The organism is Pseudomonas sp. Marseille-Q5299, from assembly GCF_943737035.1.
Lineage (GTDB): Bacteria > Pseudomonadota > Gammaproteobacteria > Pseudomonadales > Pseudomonadaceae > Aquipseudomonas > Aquipseudomonas putida_E.
In genome coordinates this window covers 259,693-282,805 of record NZ_CALSFR010000008.1, presented here as the reverse complement: position 1 = coordinate 282,805, position 23,113 = coordinate 259,693, and the positions used below count along the sequence as shown (strand labels likewise).

Sequence of the window (23,113 nt, the reverse complement as noted above, 5' to 3'; positions counted from 1 at the left end):
CAAAGGTCTGTCTACAATAGGCATCGCTGTATTTAGCTACCTAAGCAAGGATTCTGCATGCACGCCGCAAACCCGCGTCGCGGGTACATTCTTGGCCTCTCGGCCTACATCATCTGGGGCTTGTTCCCACTCTATTTCAAAGCCATACAAAGTGTCCCGGCGGTTGAGATCATCGTGCACCGGGTGCTCTGGTCCGCTTTGTTCGGTTCGCTGCTGCTGTTGGTGTGGAAGCACCCAGGGTGGTGGCGCGAGCTGCGCGACAACCCCCGCCGCCTGGCCATTCTTGCCCTCAGTGGCGCCCTGATTGCCGGCAACTGGCTGACTTACGTATGGTCGGTCAATAACGGGCGCATGCTCGAGGCCAGCCTGGGCTACTACATCAACCCGCTGGTGAACGTGCTGCTGGGCATGCTTTTGCTGGGTGAGCGCCTGCGCCGCCTGCAGTGGCTGGCAGTGGGCATGGCCGCAGTAGGTGTGGCGCAACAGGTGTGGCAAGTCGGTAGCCTGCCTTGGGTGTCATTGGTACTGGCGCTGACGTTTGGCTTCTACGGCCTGATCCGCAAGCAGGCACCGGTGGCGGCGCTGCCCGGCCTGGTGGTGGAAACCTGGATGCTGGTGCCCCTGGCGCTTGGCTGGCTGCTGCTGCACCCTGCCGCGATGAGTGCACAAGGCAGTTTCTATACCAGCAGCGAAGCGCTATGGCTGATCGCAGCCGGGCCGGTAACGCTGATACCGCTGGTGTGCTTCAATGCCGCTGCGCGGCACTTGCCCTACACCACCCTGGGCTTCCTGCAGTATCTGGCGCCGACCTTGGTACTGCTGCAAGCGGTACTGCTATTTGACGAGCACCTGTCTTCCAGCAGCCTGATGGCTTTCTTGTGCATCTGGGCTGGCCTGGCGCTCTACAGCGTCGATGCCTGGCTGAACCTGCGCAAGCGCGCCTGATCAAAAAACGATCAAAACTCTGCAGGCCACGCCGGCCGTGGCCTGGCAGAACATCTCCAGAGGTTATCCACACCCTCGTCCCCGTGCTTTGTGCACAAGCCATTGATTAGTGGCTGTTTTTTGACCAAACAGCGGGAGAGCTCGCCGTCTCTGGGCTAGCGAGGAGCGCCCCCAGGTTATCCACAGGGCCGTCCCCGGTTAATCGGGATAACCTGCTACCGCCTCGGCTCAATCCTGGGGCCGCAATTTCAACTCCACCATCAAGTCATCCGCCAGGCTCTCCAGCTTCTGCTGCAGATCATCCAGCGACAAAGTCAATGGCAGCGCCAGCAAGGCATCGGCATGGAACAACGGCTCGCTGCTCATCGGCGCCGGGCGCACTTCGGTGGTGAAGCGCTCAAGGTTCACCCCTTGGTCAGCGAGCAAGCGGGTGATATCACGTACGATGCCTGGGCGATCATTACCCACCAACTCCATCGCGATCGGCTTCCAGGTACAGGAAGGCTCGATGCCGCTTTCTGCGATCAGCACACGGATATCGTACTGCCCCAGGGCCTGAAGTGATTTCACCAGCTCATCGTAGCTCTCTGCCGGCACCGCGACCCGCAGGATGCCGGCGAACTGCCCGGCCATACGCGACATACGGCTCTCCAGCCAGTTACCGTTGTGGTCGGCGATGCACTGGGCAATCCGTTCGACCTGGCCGGCCTTGTCAGGAGCAATCACGGTCAGTACAAGATGATCCACAGGGCTTCCTCTGCGTCGTGCCGCCTGCAGCGGCGAGAATACGGGGGGATTGGTTCAGTATAGGCAAGGCGCGGCAACCTGCCGCAGGACGGTCTGCCGAACTAATCGTGTACTGTTTCAAGATTTATCTGGAACAATCCACCGGTTTTTTGCGAACATAGCCACTCCCAGCGTGACCCTCCGCGACCAATCGGTCGCGGAGCGACGCTTTTAGTCTGATGTTCACCGGCCTGCTGCTTCATGTAGTATGCCTCGGCGCGGACTACAAAACGTCGTTACGATGTCTGCCAAGGCGCCTGTGAAAATACGCCAACCGCCCGCCAGCCTTTCTGGCGAGCCGCACCCAGCCGCTCTCGTGAGTGGTGAGAGCATGTACTGGTGCCGTGTTTAGAGAAGCGCTACAGGCTTAATACAGAAGAGCGAAAGCGAAATAGCTGAGCAAAGGTGAGGCAAGCAATGACTGGATACGTTCAAGTCGGTGGCCTTCAGGTCGCCAAGGCCCTGTACGACTTCGTCAACAACGAAGCGATCCCTGGAACCGGCGTCAAGGCCGATGCGTTCTGGGCCGGGGCAGAAAAGATCATCAACGACCTCGCCCCAAAGAACAAAGCCCTGCTCGCCAAGCGCGACGAGCTGCAAGCCAAGATCGACGCCTGGCACCAGGCACGCAAAGGCCAGGCACACGACGCCGTCGCCTATAAAAGCTTCCTTCAGGAAATCGGCTATCTGCTGCCACAAGCCGACGATTTCCAGGCCACCACCCAGAACGTGGACGAAGAGATCGCCCACATGGCCGGCCCACAGCTGGTCGTGCCGGTGATGAACGCCCGCTTTGCCCTGAACGCCGCCAACGCCCGCTGGGGCTCGCTGTACGACGCACTGTACGGCACCGATGCCATCAGCGATGAAGGCGGCGCCGAAAAAGGCCAGGGCTACAACAAGGTCCGTGGCAACAAGGTCATCGCCTTCGCCCGCGCCTTCCTCGACGAAGCCGCGCCGCTGGCCGCTGGCTCGCACGTCGACTCCACCGCTTACCGCATCGAAGGCGGCAAGCTGGTCGTTGCCCTCAAGGGCGGCAGCAACAGCGGCCTGCGTGACGACGCCCAGCTGATCGGCTTCCACGGCGATGCCGCCGCGCCAACCGCCGTGCTGCTCAAGCACAATGGCCTGCACTTCGAAATCCAGGTCGATGCCAGCACCCCGGTCGGCAGCACCGACGCCGCCGGTGTCAAAGACATCCTGATGGAATCGGCGCTGACCACCATCATGGACTGTGAAGACTCGGTCGCTGCCGTCGATGCCGACGACAAGGTCATCGTCTACCGTAACTGGCTGGGCCTGATGAAAGGCGACCTGGCCGAGAGCGTCAGCAAAGGCGGCAAGACTTTCACCCGCACCATGAACCCGGACCGCGAGTACGCAGCGCCCAATGGCGGCACCGTGACCCTTCACGGTCGTTCGCTGTTGTTCGTGCGCAACGTGGGCCACCTGATGACCAACCCGGCCATTCTCGATGCCCAAGGCAACGAGATTCCCGAAGGCATCCAGGACGGGCTGTTCACCAACCTGATCGCCCTGCACAACCTCAACGGCAACACCAGCCGCAAGAACACCCGTACCGGTAGCGTCTACATCGTCAAACCGAAGATGCACGGCCCTGAAGAAGTGGCGTTCGCCGCCGAGATCTTCAGCCGCGTCGAAGACCTGCTGGGCATGCCGCGCAACACCGTCAAGGTCGGCATCATGGACGAGGAGCGCCGTACCACGGTCAACCTCAAGGCCTGCATCAAGTCGGCAGCCGAGCGTGTGGTGTTCATCAACACTGGCTTCCTCGACCGTACCGGTGACGAAATCCACACCTCCATGGAGGCCGGCGCCGTGGTGCGCAAGGGCGCCATGAAGAACGAAAAGTGGATCGGTGCCTACGAGAACAACAACGTCGACGTCGGCCTTGCCACCGGCCTGCAAGGGCGGGCGCAGATCGGCAAAGGCATGTGGGCCATGCCGGACCTGATGGCTGCCATGCTCGAGCAGAAGATCGCTCACCCGCTGGCCGGTGCCAACACCGCCTGGGTACCGTCGCCGACCGCCGCCACCCTGCACGCCCTGCACTACCATAAAGTCGACGTGCAGGCGCGTCAGCGCGAGCTGGCCAGCCGCGCCCCGGCCTCGGTCGACGACATCCTGACCATCCCGCTGGCAGCTGACACCAACTGGTCGGCCGAAGAGATCCGCAACGAGCTGGACAACAACGCCCAGGGCATCCTCGGCTATGTGGTTCGCTGGATCGACCAGGGCGTGGGTTGCTCCAAAGTGCCGGACATCAACGATGTGGGCCTGATGGAAGACCGCGCTACCCTGCGTATCTCGGCCCAGCTGCTGGCCAACTGGCTGCGCCATGGCGTGGTTACCCAGGAGCAGGTGCTGGAAAGCCTCCAGCGCATGGCCGCCGTGGTCGACAAGCAGAACGCCGGTGACGCCCTGTACCGCCCGATGGCGCCGAACTTCGACGACAACGTGGCATTCCAGGCTGCAGTGGAACTGGTAATCGAGGGTGCCAAGCAACCGAACGGTTATACCGAGCCGGTACTGCACCGTCGCCGCCGCGAGTTCAAGGCGCGTAACGGGCTGTAAGACACCGGGGCCGCTCCACCAATTACAGGAGGATCGCATTCCCCTGTAGGAGCGGCCTTGTGTCGCGAAAGGGGTGCAAAGCAGCCCCATTCCCGCTCACTCAAGCTTCAATTCTTTCTTCACCAACCCCAGCAGTTTCCCCAGATCCACCGGCTTCAGCAAAAAATCCACCACCCCCAGGTGCATCACATCCACCGCCTCCTTCACATCGGTGTCGCCTGACACCACGATGATCGACAACGCCGCCCGTTCCGACTCACGAATCTGCCGGATAAGCTCCAGGCCATCCTTGGGCTGCATGCGCAGGTCGGTGATCATCAGGGCGATGCGCGGTTCGTAATGCAGTTTGAACATCGCCTCCTGAGCACCATCGGCCTGCATGCAGTCGATCCCCCTGCTCTTCAGGTAAAGGCACAGGGCCTCACTGTTCACCGGGTTGTCATCAACCACCAATACCACCGGCCTGGGCGCAACAGGTGCACTCAACCCGGCCAGTGCCTCACGTTCGGCGTCACTCAGGATGTCGTCATGCTCAACCATGGTCGTCTCATCAAATAGTCTTGCTCACCGGTAAGACCGCAGCTTGCGATATTGATCACACTACGCTCATAGACTTACGTCCAATGGGCACCGCACGGCCGTCAGCCGACCATGGGGACCGAGAACAACAAGGCCGCACCTATATATAGATATATATAGTTCGGCGTAGCGATACGGTCAGTGTCATGAGCAAAAACGACGCCTACAGCCAGGCGGGCAGAACTGCCGTTCTGCAGAACATTCAGGGCACCCTGCAGTTTTTGCAGCGTTTCCCGCCGTTCAACCAAATGGAACACAGCCACCTGGCGTTCCTGGTGGAACAGTGCCAGTTGCGTTTCTACGCCAGCGGGGAAAGCATCATCAAACCCGCTGACGGCCCGGTGGAGCACTTCTACATCGTCAAACAGGGGCGCGTGGTCGGTGAGCGCCAGCACCTGGTCAAGCCCGGCGTGGAAACCACCTTCGAGATCACCAGCGGCGAGTGCTTCCCGCTGGCCGCCCTGCTCGGCGAGCGCGCTACCCGCACCGAGCACCTGGCCGGCGAGGACACGTTCTGCCTGCAATTGAACAAAGCCGCCTTCATCCGTGTGTTTTCCCTGTCGGATGTGTTTCGGGATTTTGCGCTGCGCGGTGTCAGCAGCCTGCTTGACCAGGTCAACCAGCAGGTGCGCCAACGAGCGGTGGAAACACTCGGTACCCAATACTCACTGAACACCCCGCTGGGTGAACTGGCCATGCGTCACCCGGTGGTCTGCACCCCGGACACGCCGCTGCGCGACGCCGTGCGGTCGATGCACGACCAGCAGGTCGGCAGCATCGTGGTGGTCGATGCGCAGCGTTACCCGGTGGGCATCTTCACCCTGCGTGACCTGCGCCAAGTGGTGGCTACTGTCGATGCCGACCTCGGTGCCGCCATCGAACGGCACATGACCGTCAAACCCTTCTACCTCAGCCCGCAGGCCAGCGCCTTCGACGCGGCCATGGCCATGACCGAGCGACACATTGCCCATGTTTGCCTGGTGGACAACCAGCGCCTGTGCGGCGTGGTCTCGGAGCGCGACCTGTTTTCCCTGCAACGGGTCGACCTCGTGCACCTGGCCCGTACCATCCGCCATGCACCGCGCCTGGACTCGCTGGTGGCGCTGCGTGGCGAGATCGGCCAGCTGGTGGAGCGCATGCTCGCCCACGGCGCCTCCTCGACCCAGATTACCCAGATCATCACCCTGCTCAACGACCACACTGTCTGCCGGGTAATCGAACTGGCTCTGGCCGAACGCGGCGACCCTGGGGTGCCGTTCAGCTGGCTGTGCTTTGGCAGCGAAGGGCGCCGTGAACAGACCCTGCATACCGACCAGGACAACGGCATCCTGTTCGAGGCAGCTGACAGCAGCGAAGCCGAAGCCATTCGCGCCCGCCTGCTACCTCTGGCCCACTACATCAACCAATGCCTGGCCCAATGCGGCTTCACCCTGTGCAAGGGTAACGTCATGGCAGGCAACCCCGAGCTGTGCCTGTCGCGCACTGAATGGGCACGGCGCTTCGCCGGCTTCATCCGTGAAGCCAGCCCAGAGAACCTGCTCGGCTCGAGCATCTATTTCGACCTGCGTGTGGTCTGGGGCGACGAACAGGGTTGCGAACAGCTGCGCCAAAGCATGCTGGAACAAGTAGCCGAGAACCGCATTTTCCAGCGCATGATGGCCGATAACGCCTTGCGTCAGCGGCCTCCGGTAGGCCGCCTGCGCGAATTCGTCCTGACCCGCCAAGGCAACGACAAGGCCGCTACCCTGGACCTCAAGGTCCAGGGCCTGACACCCTTCGTCGATGGTGCGCGGCTGCTGGCCCTGGCCAATGGCATCGGCGCCTGCAACACCTTGGAGCGCCTGCGCCAGCTGGTCGACAAAGGCGTTATCGAGGCGCTCGACGGCGCGGCCTACGAAGAGGCCTACCATTTCATCCAGCAAACGCGCATGCAGCAGCACCAGCGCCAGACCCGCGACAATCAGCCGTACTCCAACCGCCTCGATCCGGACAGCCTCAACCATCTGGACCGGCGCATCCTGCGTGAGTCCCTGCGCCAGGCGCAGCGCCTGCAAAGCAGCCTGGCCCTGCGGTACCAGCTATGAGCCTGTTCGCCTGGCTGCGCCCTGCCGCGCCGGCCCTGGACGGTGCACTGCATCAACGCCTGTCGCGCCTGCCAAAACCCGCACCGCTGGGCGTGTGCTCGCTGCGTGAGCAGCGCTGGGTGGTGCTGGACCTTGAGACCAGCGGCCTGAACCCCAACCGCGACCAGGTGCTGTCGATCGGTGCCGTAGCCATCGAAGACGGCGCCATCGACTTCTCCCAGCAGTTCGAGCGCACCCTGCACCGCCCGGCCCAGAAAACCAACGCCAGTGTACTCATCCATGGCCTGGGCCCGAGCGCCCTGGCCGCAGGCAGCGACCCGGCCGAGGCGTTGCTCGACCTGCTCGAGTTCATCGGTGACAGCCCGGTGCTGGCGTTCCATGCACCGTTCGACCAGCGCATGCTGGCTCGGGCATTGAAAGAAACCCTTGGGCATCGCCTGCAACAGCCCTTCCTCGATGTTGCTGAACTGGCGCCCATGCTCAACCCTGACACGGTACTGCGCGAAGCAGGGCTGGATGACTGGGTGGCGCGCTTCGGGCTGCAGGTGGATGAGCGCCACCACGCCAGCGCCGATGCCCAAGTCACCGCTGAACTGGCGTTGATCCTGTTCAGCCAGGCCCGTCGCCAGCAGCTGGACAGCCCATTGCAGCTGGAGCAGCGCTTGCGCGGGTGGCGGCGGCGCAATGTGCAGGGGCATGGGCTTTAGAAACACACCCTTTGAAGGGGCTGCACCTGTGATATCGGGCACCGCGCCCACCATGACAGTGGCAACCCGATAAGCGTCCATTGCGCCGCGCCCCCCGCCTCTGCAACAATCGCGAATAATTATCGTTAGTTAACGCATTCGTTCCGGGGGGGACACTGCTTGTCTTCTGCTCAGAGCCCACACGCCGAACTGGTCGGTGCGCTGTACCGCGACCATCGCAGCTGGCTGCTTGCCTGGCTGCAACGCAGCATGGCCTGCCGCCAGCGTGCCGAAGACCTGAGCCAGGACACCTTCGTGCGCCTGCTCGGGCGCGAACAACTGGACACCCCCCGTGAGCCGCGCGCTTTCCTGGCCGCAGTGGCCAAGGGGCTGATGTTCGACCACTTTCGCCGCGCAGCCCTGGAGCAGGCCTACCTGGCCGAACTGGCCCGCTTGCCGGAAGCCGAGCAGCCCTCCCCGGAACTCCAGCACCTGATCCTCGAAGACCTCAAGGCCATCGACCGCCTGCTCGGCAAGCTGTCGAGCAAGGCACGCACGGCGTTCCTGCACAATCGCCTGGACGGCATGAGCCACGCCGAAATCGCCGAGCGCCTGGGCGTATCGGTATCGCGGGTGCGCCAGTACATCGCCCAAGGCATGCGCCAGTGCTATGTGGCCCTGTATGGGGAGCCGACGTGAACAACTCACCGGTTTCTGCCGGGGTCCTTGAAGCTGCCATCGCCTGGAAACTGAGCCTGGACGACGGTACCGGTACGCCCGACGAACGCAGCGAGTTCATGCGCTGGCATGCCGCCAGCGAGGAACACGCTCGCGCCTGGCGCCAGTTGGGCACCCTCGATCAGCGGGTCAGTGCCGCAGCCGGCCCCGCGCGCCAGGCCCTGCAGCAATCGCGCGCAGGGTTGCGCCGGCGGGTGGCCAAGGTGGGCGGCGGCCTGGCTGGCATGTTCCTGCTCGGCTCACTGTTGGCCTGGGTTGGCGCGCCATCGCTATCGGCAAGCTACTGGCTGGCCGATCAGCGCACCGCCACCGGCGAACTGCGGACCCTGCGCCTGGAGGACGGCACGCTGCTGAGCCTGAACACTCATACCGCGGTCGACATCGACTACGAAGGCGAGCAGCGTGTACTGGTGCTGCACCAGGGTGAAATTTCGGTGGAGACCGGCCACCAGGACCCTCGCCCGTTGCTGGTGCGCACCGACGATGGCCGCCTGCGCCCCTTGGGCACGCGCTTTCTGGTGCGTCGCGAAAATAACGGTACCCGCCTGGAGGTGTTGCAGTCCTCGGTCGCAGCGCAGCCGCTCAACAGTGGCGACGAGCAGGTACTGCGCGAGGGTCAGCAGGTGCTCATGAACGCCAATGGCCTGGGCCGCATCGCACCCGTGCAAGCCGGTGCGGATGCCTGGACCCGCGGCATGCTGGTGGTGGACAACATCCGCCTGGCCGACCTGGTAGCGCAGCTGGGCCAATACCGTAGCGGCCACCTGGGCGTGGCCGATGAAGTGGCCGACCTGCGCGTGACGGGGAGCTTCCCGCTGACCGATACCGACCTGGCCCTCGCTTCGCTGGTCCCCGCGTTGCCGGTGAAGATCGAGCGACATACCCAGTGGTGGTTGAGCGTGGTGCCCAAGTAGCACCAAAGCGCCCCCGTGGGGCCGGCTTGCCGGCGATGAAGGCCTAAGCTGGCTGCGTACAGATACAAACCATTTCCACTTTTTTTCCAGATACCCCTGTCACTTCTGAAATCTCGCTCGGCAAGGAAGCAATTAGCACTTATCCGTCGAGGAACCGCTGCATGTCCCGTGCCGTTGATCGTATCCTGCGCCCCAGCCTGATGGCCTTGGCCATCGCCCTGGCTGCCCCGTTGGCCAGCCCTGCCCTGTTCGCCGCCGAGCAGTCCGCACAGCGTGCCTACGACCTGCCCAGCGCCCCGCTGGCCACCACCCTGAACCAGATCGCCAGCCAGTCGGGCATCACCTTGGCCATTGACCCGGCATTGGTCAGCGGCCGAAACTCGGCGCCGGTCAACGGCCAGTACGACGGCCTCGGCGCCCTGCAGGCCGCCCTGCTCGGTACCGGCCTGCAGCTGCAGCAGAGCACTGTCGGCAGCTACAGCCTGGTGGCTGTTCCTGATGGCACTCTGGCGTTGCCCGAGACCGCGATCAATGCCAATGCATCGTACGAAAGCGCCTGGGGCCCGGTTGAGGGCTACACGGCAACACGCACCGCCGCTGGCACCAAGACAGACACAGCCATTGCCGAACTACCACGCTCGGTGACGGTGATCACCCGCCAGCAGATGGAAGACCGCCCGGTCCTCAATCTCAACGACGCCTTGCGCTACACCGCTGGCGTACAGAGCAGCGGCTACGGCTCCGACTCGCGCAGCGACTGGCTGTTGGTGCGCGGCTTCGTGCCCACCCAGTTTCTTGACGGTCTGCCATTGCCAAAGGGTAACTATGCGTCGCCGAAAATAGAGCCCTGGAACCTGGAGCGCATCGCGGTACTGCGTGGCCCGGCCTCTTCCGTTTACGGCCAGACCCCTCCCGGCGGCTTGCTGGACATGACCAGCCGCCGCCCGGATTTTGAAAGCAGCCACGAAGTTGAAGCCCAGGTTGGCAGCAACAACCACAAACAGATCAACTTCGACAGCACTGGCAAGATCGATGACGCGGGACGGTTTCTCTACCGTGTGAGCGGTACCGTGCGCGACAGCGGCACACCGATCGATCATATTCCGGACAAGCGCTACAACATCGCACCCAGCTTGACCTGGAACATCAATGACGACACCAAACTGACGTTCATTACCCAGTACACCCGCGACGATACCGGTATCACCGGCCAGTTCCTTCCCTTGCAGGGCACCAAACTGGACAGTCCTGCAGGCAAGATCTCCCACCACAAGAACCTGGGCGACCCGGACTGGGAATCCTACGATCGCACTTACTATCATTTGGGCTACGCGTTCGAGACCCGCCTGAACGACACATGGCAGTTCCGCCAGAACCTGCGTTACGCGCGCAACGAGCTGGACTTCAAGGGCATCACCGCCGGCGGTTCGATCTGGCCGGCAGGCCCGGACGAAGCAGTCAGCGCCGATGGCACGGTGCAACGCACCGCCGGCATCGTCGAGGAAGACATCTCCCAGTTCGCGGTGGATAACAACTTCCAAGCGGACTTCCAGACTGGCATGGTCGCCCATACCCTGCTGCTGGGGCTCGATCACCAACGTTCGGACAGCAATGCCCGCTGGCGCTGGGGTTCGGCCGGCGTGCCGCCAAGCAATATCCACAACCCGATCTACGGCCAGGATTTCTCGAACGTCCAGTACTTCGACATGTATGACTACGATCAGAAAACCCAGCAGACCGGTCTGTATGTCCAGGATCAGATGGCCCTGAACAACTGGCGCCTGACCTTGGGCGGCCGTGAAGACTGGGTACACACCGGCACCACCTTCCACAATCAGGGCGACGCCACCAATACCCAGCGTGACAAGAAATTCAGCGGTAACGCAGCACTGAGCTACGTTTTCGACAACGGCATTACCCCGTACTTCTCGTATGCCGAGTCGTTCCAGGCCGCAACCGGTGCCGCAGTGAACAGCACCGATGCTTTTAAACCTACCGAAGGCAAACAGTACGAACTGGGCATCAAGTACCAGCCCCCTGGCAGCAAGACACTGCTTAGCGCAGCGGTATTCGACCTGACCCAAGAAAACATGTCGGTAACCGAGGGCGGTGTGACTCGCCAAGTAGGTGAAGTTCGCGTCAAAGGCCTGGAGCTTGAAGCCACATCGGATGTAACCAAGAACCTGAAATTGATCGGTTCCTACACCTATAACGACAGCGAGATCACCAAAGGCAACGACGGTGAGAAGGGCAAGCGCATGGCCCAGGTCCCTCGTAACCAGGCCACTGCCTGGGCCGACTACACCTGGCACGAAGGTGCGCTCGATGGCTTTGGCGTGGGCGTCGGTGTGCGCTATGTGGGTGACACCTATGGCAACACCACCAATACCGACTGGGGCCATGTGGGCTCATACACCGTCTACGATGCCTCGGTGCATTACGACTTGGGCCGCCTGAACCCAACCCTCAAGGGCGTGACCGTTGCCGTAGATGCGAAGAACCTGTTCAACAAGGATTACCTGTCGACTTGTGACGGTTACTACTGCTACTACGGCGACGAACGCAACGTAGTGGCCAGCGTCAATTATAAGTTCTGAGCGAATCGGGGCCGCTGTGCGGCCCCAGGTTCCATCAGGCACATTCGGTACCGTGATGAAAAGCCAAACCATCCGCCGCTGGTCCGTGATTCACACCTGGAGCAGCCTGGTCTGCACCCTGTTCCTGCTGTTGCTGGCCCTCACCGGCCTGCCGCTGATCTTCCACCACGAAATCGAACACCTGCTCGGTGACGCACCAAAGCTGCGCGAGATGCCTGCAGGCACCCCGCACCTGGACCTGCAACAGCTGGTGCTCAAGGCCGAGCAGCATCGTCCCGGCGAGGTGATGCAGTACTTCGGCTATGACGAAGACGAACACAACGGCGTGGTGGCGATCACCGCTGCCACTGCCGGCACCGAACCCAATTCGTCACACACCTTCATGCTCGACGCCCGCACCGGCGAAGCCGTCGCCATGCCGGCCGCCAACGGCGGTTTCATGATGATCATGCTGCGCCTGCACGTCGACATGTTCGCCGGGCTGCCCGGCAAGCTGCTGCTGGCGTTCATGGGTGTGCTGTTCGTTGTCGCGATCATCTCCGGCACAGTGCTCTACGCACCGTTCATGCGCCGCCTGCAATTCGCCACGGTGCGCCACGAAAAATCCCGCCGCCTGCGCTGGCTCGACCTGCACAACCTGATCGGGGTGGTGACACTGGCCTGGGCGCTGACCGTTGGTGTAACCGGGGTCATCAGCGCCCTGTCCGACCTGGTCATCGCCGCCTGGCGCAACGACAGCCTGGCCGCAATGGTCGCGCCCTACCGTGACGCCCCGCCACTCACCGAGCGTGCACCGGCCAGCCGCCTGCTGGACATCGCCGAGCAGGCCGCACCCGGCATGCGCCCGGACTTCATCGCCTTCCCCGGCACGCGGTTCTCCAGCGAGCACCACTACGCCGTGTTCATGAAAGGCGCCACCCACCTGACATCGCACCTGCTCACGCCCGTGCTGATCGATGCGCGCAGCCTGCAGGTGACGGCAGTGGGCGAACGCCCCTGGTACATGGACGCCATGGGCCTCTCGCAGCCACTGCACTTTGGCGATTACGGCGGGCGTCCGATGCAGATCCTCTGGGCAGTGCTCGATGTGTTGACCATCATCGTGCTCGGCAGCGGCCTTTACCTGTGGTGGGGCAAACAGCGCAAACCCCGGGAGGCGCGGGCATGAGCCACAAATCGCAACCGACCCTGCGCATCTTCACCTGGCCGGCCGCCATCGGCCTGCTCGGTGCCGCCGGCCTGTTTGCCGCCTTGCTGGGTGACGGAGCGTGGGATGCCCTGGCCTGGCTGGGCCTGGGCGTGCCCGTCATCCTCAGCCTGCGCGGGTTGTGCCGGCGATAACCGGCTACCGCTTCGGTCCTTGCCCTGGGCCCTAACGTTGCGCCTCCCTGACCGAAGGAGCGCAACATGCTACCGCTGGAACGTATCGAATTCGTCGACCAACAGATCATCGCCCTGCTGGCACAATTGCCAAGCCCCGACCGGCCGGGACTCACCCGTCAGCAGCTACAAGGCGAACTGGCTGAATACTGGGCAGCCTGCGACCCCCAGGGCCGCTCGCGCAGGGTCCGCCTGTGCGATCTGCGCCGCGCCCTGATGCATGCCGAGTTGACCCTGCGCCAGGGCGACCGGACCTTGCCCGCCCCCCAGGCCGATGCCCTGAGCCTGTGCCTGGACCTGCCCAACGCCTGGCAACGCCGGCCCCAAGCGATGGCCACACGTGCCCAGGTGTACCGCCTGGTCCTCAGCCGTAGCCAGCCCCACAGCCGAGCGGTGCTGCCAGGCATGTTCGTGGTCATCACCGGTAACGACGAGGCTGCCGAACTCACCCCGGAGCATGCCCGCGGGCCGGCGTTGCTGTGCGGCCTGACCCAAGGCATCGAAGCCTACGCCTCGCTGGCCGGCTTGCACCTTGAGCTGTGCGAGCGCCTCGACGACCCGCTGCAGGGCCCGCCACTGCTGCGCCTGCTGGTCGATGCCGAACGTATAGAGAACGCCGCCAAGGCCGACCGCCTGCGCTACGAATGGTATGCCGATGACCCGGTGCAAGCCCAGGTCGACACCCTGATCGAAGCGCAGCGCCTGCGTGTCAACCACGCCTGGGCAAGCGCCCATGGCGCCCTGGCACCCGCCGCCGAGGCGCTGCACAATGCCCTGTCACTGGAAGCCGAAGTCGGCAAACAAGCGTTGCTCGACACGCGCTACGGCCTGCTGCTGGAAAAAAACCTGCCCAACTGGTTGAGCACGGCAGGGCCCCAGGCGCTTACGCACATCATGCAGACCATGCAACAACTGGTCGCCGCCGGCAATCGCATCGCCGCGCCAGGCATCCTCACCCTGGCGCAGTTCCGCGAGCAGCGCAGCTTGCAGGGCTGGGCCCGCGCGCGCGTAGAGGAACGCCTGCGCCACGATCATGGCCTGCGCTACGCAGCCGCCGACATCATGGTACATGTGGTGCACAGCCGTCAGGCAGGTCCGCAGCTGAACCCCTTCAACCCATCGAGCTACGTCACCTGGCGAGGTTTCGAGCGCGTCGGTGGGCAGTTGGTCGAGCTGACCCGGGAGAGCTACCCGCTGCACGAGCTGGCATTGCGCAACCTGAACTGGTTCGACTACGACTATTGGCTCACCGCCCGTGTAACACACGGTCACGACAAGCCATTACCCGAAACGCTGAACCCGGCCTACATCAAAGCGATGATCAGGCACCTGAATGTCGGCGGCAGCTATCATGCCTACCTGAAAACCCAGTTGATCGACTCCCCGGTCGGGGGCTGGAGGCTCAATGCCCATGCCCTGATCAACCGAGCCCGCATGCGCGCCGAGGCAGCCAAGGCGCGTTATGCCGGGCACCTTCGCGCCTTGGGTGAACAAGGCTACCGTTGGGTACGGCAGGTACTGGACTACCCGCACAACGCGCTCCGCCCGCCGGTGGACAACCAACGCATCACCGTGCGCCAATTGACAATCCATGGCCATACCCTGCAAGGCGTTCTGCTGATCAATGCCGAAGGCTCCGGCACAGGCGCTTTCATCCTGTACACACCGGACGCACCCGACCGCCGCGCCTGGCGCGGGCTGAGCAATGCCCGCGAACTGATGCGGTTGCTGCGCAAACAACCCGCCCTGCGCGCCTACGTGGCGAGCCGCCTGCCCCTGCTGGCACCTGTACGCATCGATAAACTACTCAGCAAGGGCCGGCTCGGCACCGCACTGCGCACCCCGGCAATTGAGGAAGAGCTGTTCTTCGCCTACTACATGGCAGAGGTGCGAGGCTGGTTGGCAGTGGTCGATGCCCAGAGCCGCACCACCGGGGAGGCAGATCTTCAGCAGGGCATCGATCTGGTATGGCGCCTGCTCGACCTGATCAGCCTGGGGCTGCCTGCCCCTGTACAGGTTCCCCTGGCCCTGGGACGAATGGTGATCGAAACCTGGGATGGTCTGGAAGCCTTCAGCGAGGATGATATCAACGGCGTGCTGACCCATACCTACAACGCCCTGAGCTATGCCAACGACGCCGGTACCAGCGTCGTCAGCACCGGCCTGATGCGCCGGATAATGCGTGGCATGCCAACGCAACCACCGTTGCCACTGCCCTCGCGCTACAGCATCACGCCTGCGCTAGAACACCTGCGCTACGCCATTGACGGTGTACACGGCGAAGGCGTGTTCGAGAAAGCATCAACGTTCGAAGGGCTGACTCAGTATTTCATCCAGGACGCCCACGGCCGGTATTACAAGGTCGCATTCGACGGCCACCGTTGGCGGGTCATCGACCCGACCCAACCGGACGCTTACCTGCAGCAGCCGGTCAAACGCCTGGCCAATGGCAACTGGGTCATCGACTCACCGGTGCTGTGGTACGACGGCTTGCCCGATCTGCCGCAGTTGTTGGCCAGCTGCCGCCTGCAGCCGCCGTTGGCGGGTGAGGTGGTGGACACGCTGGCAGGGCTGTGTCGGGCAGACGACCAGCTTTATCTGCAAACCCCTGCCGGGCAACTGCCAGTGCGCGCGCACCTGCTCGCCGGGCGCTACCACCTGTTGATTCCGCACGCCCGGGAAGCCGGCGTGGTGCCGTGGGCGATCCTGCGCTGGCAAGACCGGCAGTGGCGCATCCGCGTGCGCCAGGCAGGGCGCAGCAGCGATTGGCTGGCGCTGCCGGATGACTACTCGCCGAGCCGTGGCAACAACCGGTCGAGCCGCTGATGCAAGGCACTGCTGCTCGGCCAGTTGCGCAGCAGCCGCGCCCGATCACGGGCGTAGGCCGGGGCAAAGCTGAGCCCGGTGGCGTGCTGGCACATGGCGTCGAGGTCGATCAATGACCATTGGCCGTCGTGCCAGAACAGGTTGTGGCCCTTGAAGTCGCCATGGCTGATACGCTCGCGGATCAGTTGCTGCATCAGCTCCACCAAGGCATCGACTTGCTCTTCAGGCACCTCGCCGCTTTCCACATAAGGCGCGAAGCACGCGGTCAGGTCCGGGCCATCGACATGTTCAGTGACCAGGTACGCCCGGCTGCGCAGGCCCATGACGCGCTGCTCCAGCACCGCCAACGGGCGCGGCGTGGCGATGCCCAGGAACTCCAGGCGGTGGCCTTCAATCCAGGAGTGCCAGGCCCGGCTCGGGCGCCAGAACCGCTTGAACCAGTGCGCGGTGTTCTTGATGTTGTAGCGCTTGAGTACCAGTGAGCGCCCACCCACCTCGACACGCGCCACGCTGGCCGCGCCCCCTGTCTTGTACAGGTGGCCCTGGTCGATCAGCGTATCGGCCTGTTCCAGTACCGGCAGCATGGCCTGGACTTCGCCACGGCGAATCGCCCGCAAGCCCGAAGGGCTGCGCTCGACGCTGAACAGCGTGCACTCGCGGCCGGCCTTCTCCAGGTAATCCTTGAGGCGCCAGGTGCGCACCTTGTCCACCTGTTTCTGCAACGCTTCCATCGGCAACGCGTGCTCGGCATTGGCCAACAGGTAATGCACCAGCAGCTCTTCGATGAATGGCTCCAGGCGCTTGGGCAACTGAGCGAAGAACACCCCGAGGTTTTCCAGCACACGCGGGCGCGACAGTTGCTGGCCCGGCGTTTCGGCCTTGATGCCGGCGCCATCGATCAGGTACAGCTTGCCGCCGTGGCGCAACAGGTTGTCCAGGTGCAAATCTTCCTGCCAGAGGCCCTTGGCGTGCATCTGCGCCACTGCGGTCAGGGCTTCGCCCAGCACCAGGTGCTGTTCGTCGGCCAGCACCGGCAGGTTCGCCACCTTGTCCCAGGCATCGGCCAGGCTTTCGGCGCCGTCGAGGAACTCGAACAGCAGCCAGCCACCCTCACCTTCCTTGAGCCCGTCGGCAAGCAGCTTTGGCGTTGTCAGGCCCTGTTCGGCCAGCAACTTCACACCCTCCAGCTCACGCTGAAAATGGCGCGCAGCATTGCCGCCTACCAGCAACTTGGCCAACACCGGCGTACCTCGCCATACACCGGCACCGACATAGCGCTGGCCCGGCAATACGCGCAGCAGGCTGAGCAACTGCAGTTCGGCGTCGCCAGCGGCGTCGGCCAAGCTGACCGAGAGCGGCAGTAAAGGGCTGCGCCCGGCATCTTTCAATTCAGACAAACGCATCAGCGGGCCTCTTTTTCACGACGGCGTTGCGTCAGGCGTTGCAACCAGGTGCCAACCAGCACGCTGTCGGCCGGCTGGGCAAGATAGGTGGCAAGCAGCGCGCGCACGTTCACCTCGTTCCAGGCGCGGGCACGGCGCAGCAGCGGCTCCAGATCCTTCAGGCGGTCACGCATGCCGAACAACAGCGGCCGGGTCTTCTCCAGGTCGATCAATTGCGCGTCCCAGCCCTCGCGGCGTTGGCGCAGGAAGATGTGCTTGGGGTAGAAGCAGCCGTGCACCTGGCCGGCGCAGTGCAGGGTGCGCGCCAGCTGGCCACAGGCCTGGAGGATGCCGTTGCGCTCAGGGTCACTGAGCTGCGGCCACTGGCCCAGCAGGCTTTCCAGGTCGCTCCAGTCATCCAGGGCACGTGTCAGCAGTATCGCCCGATGCTGGCCTGCGTGCTTGCGCTCACCGTAGAACACCGCCTGCAGGGCCGGGATATGCAGCTTCTGGTAACGGCTGATGTTGCGGAACTCACGGGCGAAGGTCGGCTCGCCAAATGGGCGATGCAAGGTGCGGGTCAGGTAGTCGCTCTGGCGCTTGAGGTAATACCCTTTGCCCTCGAGCTCCAGGCGATAGACGCTGCTCCAGCCGCCACGGCCGGTATTGGGTTCGTCCACGGCATCGAGTTGCAGCGCCCACAGCGCTTCGAAGTCATTCAGGCCATGGCGTTTGAGCAGCGCGAGGTCCGCGCTGGCCAGGTAATCGGTCATTCCCTTCCCTCGAAGAAGCTCAGTACCTGACGGACCCGGCGCTTGTCGCGCGCATTCAGGCGCTGGCGCCCGCGGTACTGTAAATAGAAGCGCAGGCGCTGGGTCGCCGTCAGGTGGTATTTGGCGACCTTGTCCAGGCATGCCAGGTCCTTGATCAGCCGGTGGCGCCACATGAAGCCGCGCCAGAAGTCACCGGTCGGGCAGTCGATGAAGAATAGCGTGCCCTGGTCATCGACCAACAGGTTGCGCCACTTGAGGTCGTTGTGGGCGAAACGGTGTTCGTGCATGACGCGGGTATGGCGCGCCAGCTGTCGGCTGATGTGGTCGACCCAGGCACGATCAGCCAGGCGCGGATCATTGCGCTCAGCCAGCACCGACAGGTCTTCGGTGCGCGGTAGCTCGCGGGTGATCATCGCGCCGCGGCCAAATGCCAGGCCATTGCGCTCCAGGCCCCAGGCCACAACTTCAGCGGTCGGGATGTCCCATTTGGCGAACTGCTTGAGGTTCTGCCATTCGGCCTTGATGCGCGGCCGGCCCAGGTAACGGCGCATGTGCTTGCCGGCACCGGTGTACCGTTTGACGTAATAGTTGACCCCGTCACGCTCGACGCGGACCACCTCACTGAGCGGGTCACGGGTCAGGCGCTCACCCTGTAGGGCAAACACTGCATCAAGGCTGCCGAAGTCCGCCGCCAGGTGTTCGTAGCCTGGCGCCAGTGTCCAGCCCGCCATCAGAGTGCGTCTCCATAGCGTTGTTTGCGATCGTAGAGTTTCTGCGCCTTGCGATCGAGCCAGGCCAGCAGCGCGGCTTCCTCGCTCAAGATCTGGCGCAGCGGGCGTTGGAAGTAACCGCGCAGGAAACGCAGCTTGTCGCGCCGGGTCAGGCCGATATCCAGCGCCGAGAAGTACAGCGCGGCCAGGTCCTTGTCCCGCCAGCGGCGGCTGATTGTCGCCCGGGTCTGGGCGCGGTGCAGGTCGATTACCGACAATTTGAAGTCTTGCGCCGTCACCGGGCGGTCGGTGTGCAGCAGAAAGTGGCAGATGTAGCAGTCACGGTGGTTGACCCCGGCGCGGTGCATGCCGCCGGTCATCTTCGCCACTTCGGCGATCAGCGCGCGCTTGAGCGCCGGCTCAGGCGGCTGCTTGACCCAGTCAATGCTGAAGTCTTCCAGGCTGATGGTCGGCGCCAGTTCTTCGGTGACGATGAACGAGTGCTGCGTGGCCGGGTTGCTGCCACGCTCGCCATAGGCCACTGCGGTCATGGTCGGTACGCCGACTTCATGCAGGCGCTCGATGGCCCGCCATTCCTGCCCGGCACCCAGCACCGGAAGCTTGGCGGTGAGCAGGTTCTTGAAGATTTCGCCCCAGCCAATGCCACGGTGGATCTTGACGAAGAAACCTTCGCCATCGACCTCGGTGCGCAGCGTGCGGCGGCCTTCCAGTTCTCGGTACACCTCGCCTTGCAGGGCTTCCACGGCATCGAAGGCATCACGCCCGGCCCACAGGCGCTTGAACGGTTCGGCCAGGATCAGCTTCATGCGCTCTCCTGCCCCAGAATCACGTCGGCAGCGTGCTGCGGCATGCTGTAAAGGTCGGCGGTTTCGGCAAAGGCCAGCCCGTTGCGCGACCACTCGGCACGCGCCTCTGGCGCTTCGAGCATGCGCTGCAGGTAGCCGTTGAGCTGTTCCTGCTCGAACGGCTCGTCCAGCACCAGGCCGCTGTCGGCCTCGGCAATGTAATGGGCGTAGCCGCAAACTTTGGAAACCAGCACCGGCAAGCCAGCCACCAGCGCCTCGAGCAACACCGTACCGGTGTTCTCGTTGTAGGCCGGGTGGATCAGCAGGTCGGCACCCAACAGGAAGCGCGGGATATCACTGCGGCCCTTGAGGAACTGCACCTGTTCGCCCAGGCCCAAGGCTGCGCTCTGCAGCTGGAACACCTTGGGGTCGTCCTGGCCGATGACCATCAGCCGGGTGCGCTTGCGCAGAGACGCTGGCAGCGCGGCCAGGGCCTTGAGGCTACGGTCGACGCCCTTGGTCTTGAAGCCCGAGCCGATCTGTACCAGCAGCAGGTCATCATCGCCCAGGTTGAACTCCTTGCGAAACTCCGCGCGGATCTCGGCGGCATTGGCCGGTGCGCGGCGGTCCTGGGAAATGCCGGGCGGCAACAGGTGGAAGCGTTCAACGGGGGTGCCGTAATGCTTGACGAACAGCGGTTGCTGCACCTCTGAAATCATCAATATCTCAGTGCGCGCATCCTTGGCGAACACAGCCCGCTCGTACTCGGCAAAGTGCCGGTAGCGGCCCCAGCGGCGGTAAAGGCCGCCACGCAAGGTCTGGGCCTTGTCCTCGAAACAGGCGTCGGCCGCGTAATACACGTCCAGGCCCGGCATCTTGTTGAAGCCGATCAACCGGTCTACCGGGCGCTTGGCCAGATCGGCTTCCATCCAGGCAGTGAGTTTTTCGTTGCGACGGTGATTGAACAGCGCTTTGACCGGCGCCACCAGCACTTCGAAACCGGGCGGAATATCGCCTTCCCAGATCAGCGTGTAGACACGGATCTGGTGGCCCCGCTTCTGGCATTCCAGGGCAATGCGCATGAAATCGCGCTGCAGCCCGCCGAAGGGGAAATATTTGTAAAGCACGAAAGCCAGTTGCATCAACGGACATCCTCAGCCAGCAGCAACGCGCTCAAGCGGCTCGCCACATGCTCTGGATTCAGGCGAGTGAAGCACAATGGCCACTCGCGTTTGAGATCGAACCGGCGCAGGTCGTCGGCGCTCGGTTTGTAGGTGCACTTTTTCTGCAGGCACGGTGCACAGGGAAAATCGCTGGCCTGGTGGACCTGCACACGGCCATAGGCGCCAGTCAGGCCCGGGTTGGTCGGGCCGAACAGCGAAATGGTCGGCACATCCAGCGCAGCGGCCAAGTGGCCCAGCCCAGTGTCCACCGCCACACAGGCCTTTGCCGCCGCCAGCACGCGGGCAACGCCGGCAAGGTTCAATCTGGGGAGCACCTGGCAGTTGTTCAAGCCTTGGGCTATACGCTCGGCGCGGTCTTTCTCGGCCTGGTTGCCCCATGGCAGGCATACCTGCAGCCTGCTGCGGCCCAGCCGCTCAGCCAGCTCTCGCCAGTAGGCCTCGGGCCAGTGCTTGGTCGCCCAGGTAGTGCCGTGCAGAAACACCACATACGGCGCCGCCGGGGGCAGTTGCAGGCGGTCCAGGTCCAGGCCGTAGTTGCCGATGCCTTCGGGCAGGTCATAGGCCAGCGCCATGGCGAACAGCTGGCGCACGCGCTCTACCGCATGCTGGCCGACGGCGACCGAAAGGCGCCGGTCATAGAAGCGGCTGGCCAAGCCTTCACGCGCCGAGTAACGGTCCAGGCCGGCCACCGGCGCCTTGACGTAGCGGGTCAGCCAGGCCGACTTGACCAACCCCTGGGCATCGATCACCAGGTCGTACTTGCGCTCGCGCACGCGTTGCTTGAACGCCTTCCACTCGCCGCTCTTGATGGTCTGCCAGACATTCTTGCGCCAGCGCCGAATGGCCACCGGTATCACCTGGTCGACCGCCGGGTGCCAGCTGGGGATCTCGGCGAAGCCTTCTTCCACCACCCAGTCGAAGCGGATGCCCGGGATCGCATGGGCGGCATCGGTGAGCGCCGGCAGGGTGTGGATCACATCACCCAGCGACGAGGTCTTGATGATCAGTACCCGCACTTACTCGACCTCGGCCACGGTATCGATCAGGTTCGGCCCACCCAGGCTGTGCAGGGCGGCGATGACTTTGCCAGGCTCCAGCAGACGCAGGCAGTTGTAGTGGCCGAAGCGGCAGGTGCGGTCGAAGCATGGGCTGCACTCGATGCCGGTGCGCACGATCTCGACCTGCTCGGCCAACGGCGGGGTAAAGCCCGGCGAAGTCGAACCATAGACGGCAACCAGCGGGCGGTTCAACGCCGCCGCCACGTGCATCAGCCCGGAGTCGTTGGACACCACCGCGTTGGCACAGGACATGAGGTCGATCGCCTCGGCCAGCGAGGTTTCGCCCGCCAGGTTATAAGATTCTTCACGCAGGCCCGGGATCAGCCGGTCGCGGATCTGCTCGCCGACCGGGTGATCGTTCTTCGAGCCGAACAGCCACACCTGCCAGCCTTGGCGAATCATGGCGTCGGCAACGCTGGCGTAGTGCTCTGCCGGCCAGCGCTTGGCTTCACCGAACTCGGCACCTGGGCACAGCGCAAGCACCGGGCGGTCCAGCTCCAGGCCGAACTTGGCCAGCGCGGCCTCACGGCTCGGCGCCTGGATCTGCAGCTCAGGCCGCGGATAAGGCTGCGGCAGCTCGGCACCCGGCGCATAGGCCAGTGCCATGAAGCGCTCGATCATCAGCGGGTAACGTACCTTGTCCAGCTTGCGCACATCGTTGAGCAGGCCGAAGCGCATTTCGCCACGCCAGCCGGTGCGTTTGGGAATGCCGGCAAAGAACGGCACCAGCGCCGACTTCAGCGAGTTGGGCAGCAGGATCGCCTGGTCGTACTGGCCGGCCAGGGACTTGCCGATGCGCCGGCGCGTAGCCAGCTCCAGCGCGCCATGGCCGAGCGGGAAGCTCAAGGCCTGACGCACTTGGGGCATGCGCTCAAGGATCGGCCGGCTCCACTCGGGTGCCAGCACATCGATCACGCAGTCGGGGTGCTGCTGTTTCAGGCACTGGAACAAGGTTTGCGCCATCACCATGTCGCCGACCCAGCTGGGGCCAATGATCAGTATTCTCATGCTTAGTCCAGAAAAACTCGGGGAGGCTGCAGGCTGCGGTACAGCCTGGCCTCCCCTCTTTA

19 protein-coding genes are annotated in these 23,113 nt (G+C 63.7%); 10 read left to right on the top strand and 9 right to left on the bottom strand.

The window, feature by feature from the left end; genetic code table 11:
• Positions 1 to 57: 57 nt before the first annotated feature.
• Positions 58 to 945 carry an EamA family transporter RarD gene (gene rarD, locus NGJ21_RS22105; RefSeq protein WP_046787543.1) on the top strand — a complete coding sequence of 296 codons (888 nt, stop codon included), beginning with the start codon at positions 58 to 60 and terminating at the stop codon, positions 943 to 945.
• A 228-nt stretch (positions 946 to 1,173) separates the two neighbouring features.
• Here the strand turns inward: rarD and NGJ21_RS22100 are convergent, their stop codons facing one another.
• Entirely contained in the window at positions 1,174 to 1,692 is a 519-nt protein-coding gene (locus tag NGJ21_RS22100; protein WP_012316603.1) for a glycine cleavage system transcriptional repressor, read from the bottom strand.
• 456 nt (positions 1,693 to 2,148) lie between these two features.
• On the opposite strand from NGJ21_RS22100, the gene NGJ21_RS22095 reads away from it, so the two are divergent.
• Positions 2,149 to 4,326: a malate synthase G gene (locus NGJ21_RS22095; RefSeq protein ID WP_115273057.1), complete on the top strand. Its 2,178-nt coding sequence runs from the start codon at positions 2,149 to 2,151 to the stop codon at positions 4,324 to 4,326.
• Between the two features lie 96 nt (positions 4,327 to 4,422).
• On the opposite strand, the gene NGJ21_RS22090 is transcribed toward NGJ21_RS22095, so the two are convergent.
• On the bottom strand, positions 4,423 to 4,866 hold the full coding sequence (locus NGJ21_RS22090) for a response regulator (RefSeq protein ID WP_012316605.1): 444 nt from the start codon (positions 4,864 to 4,866) through the stop codon (positions 4,423 to 4,425).
• Between the two features lie 185 nt (positions 4,867 to 5,051).
• On the opposite strand from NGJ21_RS22090, the gene NGJ21_RS22085 reads away from it, so the two are divergent.
• From NGJ21_RS22085 to NGJ21_RS22050, 8 genes are all read left to right on the top strand, one after another.
• Positions 5,052 to 6,989 (top strand): putative nucleotidyltransferase substrate binding domain-containing protein, encoded by a 1,938-nt coding sequence (locus NGJ21_RS22085; RefSeq protein ID WP_115273058.1) that lies wholly within the window; start codon positions 5,052 to 5,054, stop codon positions 6,987 to 6,989.
• Complete coding sequence (locus NGJ21_RS22080; RefSeq protein ID WP_119687886.1) at positions 6,986 to 7,696, top strand: 3'-5' exonuclease; 711 nt, start codon at positions 6,986 to 6,988, stop codon at positions 7,694 to 7,696. Before NGJ21_RS22085 ends, NGJ21_RS22080 begins: the two co-directional genes overlap by 4 nt.
• 159 nt (positions 7,697 to 7,855) lie before the next feature.
• Positions 7,856 to 8,374, top strand: coding sequence for an RNA polymerase sigma factor (locus tag NGJ21_RS22075; RefSeq protein WP_115273059.1), 519 nt, complete (start codon positions 7,856 to 7,858; stop codon positions 8,372 to 8,374).
• Positions 8,371 to 9,327, top strand: a complete 957-nt coding sequence (locus NGJ21_RS22070; RefSeq protein WP_119687887.1) for a FecR domain-containing protein — start codon at positions 8,371 to 8,373, stop codon at positions 9,325 to 9,327. Before NGJ21_RS22075 ends, NGJ21_RS22070 begins: the two co-directional genes overlap by 4 nt.
• Before the next feature lie 161 nt (positions 9,328 to 9,488).
• Positions 9,489 to 11,924, top strand: coding sequence for a TonB-dependent siderophore receptor (locus tag NGJ21_RS22065; protein WP_125924609.1), 2,436 nt, complete (start codon positions 9,489 to 9,491; stop codon positions 11,922 to 11,924).
• A gap of 55 nt (positions 11,925 to 11,979) precedes the next feature.
• A complete protein-coding gene (locus NGJ21_RS22060) occupies positions 11,980 to 13,092 on the top strand; it encodes a PepSY-associated TM helix domain-containing protein (protein WP_161872523.1) in 1,113 nt (370 codons plus the stop codon).
• Positions 13,089 to 13,265 (top strand): hypothetical protein, encoded by a 177-nt coding sequence (locus NGJ21_RS22055; RefSeq protein ID WP_174141951.1) that lies wholly within the window; start codon positions 13,089 to 13,091, stop codon positions 13,263 to 13,265. Before NGJ21_RS22060 ends, NGJ21_RS22055 begins: the two co-directional genes overlap by 4 nt.
• Before the next feature lie 66 nt (positions 13,266 to 13,331).
• Positions 13,332 to 16,130 (top strand): dermonecrotic toxin domain-containing protein, encoded by a 2,799-nt coding sequence (locus tag NGJ21_RS22050; protein WP_251962673.1) that lies wholly within the window; start codon positions 13,332 to 13,334, stop codon positions 16,128 to 16,130.
• Here NGJ21_RS22050 and NGJ21_RS22045 read toward each other — a convergent pair.
• Genes NGJ21_RS22045 through waaF form a run of 7 tightly spaced genes read right to left on the bottom strand, consistent with a single transcriptional unit; the run spans position 16,091 to position 23,051 of the window.
• A complete protein-coding gene (locus tag NGJ21_RS22045; protein ID WP_251962672.1) occupies positions 16,091 to 17,533 on the bottom strand; it encodes a lipopolysaccharide kinase InaA family protein in 1,443 nt (480 codons plus the stop codon). The two genes, NGJ21_RS22050 and NGJ21_RS22045, sit on opposite strands and share 40 nt — an antisense overlap.
• Positions 17,533 to 18,285, bottom strand: a complete 753-nt coding sequence (locus NGJ21_RS22040; protein WP_125924605.1) for a lipopolysaccharide kinase InaA family protein — start codon at positions 18,283 to 18,285, stop codon at positions 17,533 to 17,535. Before NGJ21_RS22040 ends, NGJ21_RS22045 begins: the two co-directional genes overlap by 1 nt.
• Positions 18,282 to 19,016, bottom strand: a complete 735-nt coding sequence (locus NGJ21_RS22035) for a lipopolysaccharide kinase InaA family protein (protein ID WP_115273066.1) — start codon at positions 19,014 to 19,016, stop codon at positions 18,282 to 18,284. Before NGJ21_RS22035 ends, NGJ21_RS22040 begins: the two co-directional genes overlap by 4 nt.
• Positions 19,016 to 19,822, bottom strand: a complete 807-nt coding sequence (gene rfaP / locus NGJ21_RS22030) for a lipopolysaccharide core heptose(I) kinase RfaP (protein WP_115273067.1) — start codon at positions 19,820 to 19,822, stop codon at positions 19,016 to 19,018. The genes NGJ21_RS22035 and rfaP overlap by 1 nt, the downstream gene beginning before the upstream one ends.
• The gene (locus NGJ21_RS22025) at positions 19,819 to 20,943 is read right to left on the bottom strand and encodes a glycosyltransferase family 4 protein (RefSeq protein WP_115273068.1); all 1,125 of its coding nucleotides are present in this window, start codon (positions 20,941 to 20,943) and stop codon (positions 19,819 to 19,821) included. Before NGJ21_RS22025 ends, rfaP begins: the two co-directional genes overlap by 4 nt.
• Positions 20,943 to 22,001, bottom strand: a complete 1,059-nt coding sequence (gene waaC, locus NGJ21_RS22020) for a lipopolysaccharide heptosyltransferase I (protein WP_119687894.1) — start codon at positions 21,999 to 22,001, stop codon at positions 20,943 to 20,945. Before waaC ends, NGJ21_RS22025 begins: the two co-directional genes overlap by 1 nt.
• Positions 22,002 to 23,051, bottom strand: coding sequence for a lipopolysaccharide heptosyltransferase II (gene waaF, locus NGJ21_RS22015; RefSeq protein WP_115273070.1), 1,050 nt, complete (start codon positions 23,049 to 23,051; stop codon positions 22,002 to 22,004).
• Positions 23,052 to 23,113: the final 62 nt, after the last annotated feature.

What these genes read in the sequence shown, in the direction of transcription:
- NGJ21_RS22040 (WP_125924605.1), bottom strand. Translation starts at nt 18,285, where the DNA reads ATGACCGATTACCTGGCCAGCGCGGACCTCGCGCTGCTCAAACGCCAT.
- NGJ21_RS22055 (WP_174141951.1), top strand. Translation starts at nt 13,089, where the DNA reads ATGAGCCACAAATCGCAACCGACCCTGCGCATCTTCACCTGGCCGGCC.
- rarD (WP_046787543.1), top strand. Translation starts at nt 58, where the DNA reads ATGCACGCCGCAAACCCGCGTCGCGGGTACATTCTTGGCCTCTCGGCC.
- NGJ21_RS22045 (WP_251962672.1), bottom strand. Translation starts at nt 17,533, where the DNA reads ATGCGTTTGTCTGAATTGAAAGATGCCGGGCGCAGCCCTTTACTGCCG.
- waaF (WP_115273070.1), bottom strand. Translation starts at nt 23,051, where the DNA reads ATGAGAATACTGATCATTGGCCCCAGCTGGGTCGGCGACATGGTGATG.
- NGJ21_RS22065 (WP_125924609.1), top strand. Translation starts at nt 9,489, where the DNA reads ATGTCCCGTGCCGTTGATCGTATCCTGCGCCCCAGCCTGATGGCCTTG.
- NGJ21_RS22035 (WP_115273066.1), bottom strand. Translation starts at nt 19,016, where the DNA reads ATGGCGGGCTGGACACTGGCGCCAGGCTACGAACACCTGGCGGCGGAC.
- rfaP (WP_115273067.1), bottom strand. Translation starts at nt 19,822, where the DNA reads ATGAAGCTGATCCTGGCCGAACCGTTCAAGCGCCTGTGGGCCGGGCGT.
- NGJ21_RS22060 (WP_161872523.1), top strand. Translation starts at nt 11,980, where the DNA reads ATGAAAAGCCAAACCATCCGCCGCTGGTCCGTGATTCACACCTGGAGC.
- NGJ21_RS22050 (WP_251962673.1), top strand. Translation starts at nt 13,332, where the DNA reads ATGCTACCGCTGGAACGTATCGAATTCGTCGACCAACAGATCATCGCC.
- NGJ21_RS22095 (WP_115273057.1), top strand. Translation starts at nt 2,149, where the DNA reads ATGACTGGATACGTTCAAGTCGGTGGCCTTCAGGTCGCCAAGGCCCTG.
- NGJ21_RS22090 (WP_012316605.1), bottom strand. Translation starts at nt 4,866, where the DNA reads ATGGTTGAGCATGACGACATCCTGAGTGACGCCGAACGTGAGGCACTG.
- NGJ21_RS22085 (WP_115273058.1), top strand. Translation starts at nt 5,052, where the DNA reads ATGAGCAAAAACGACGCCTACAGCCAGGCGGGCAGAACTGCCGTTCTG.
- NGJ21_RS22025 (WP_115273068.1), bottom strand. Translation starts at nt 20,943, where the DNA reads ATGCAACTGGCTTTCGTGCTTTACAAATATTTCCCCTTCGGCGGGCTG.
- NGJ21_RS22080 (WP_119687886.1), top strand. Translation starts at nt 6,986, where the DNA reads ATGAGCCTGTTCGCCTGGCTGCGCCCTGCCGCGCCGGCCCTGGACGGT.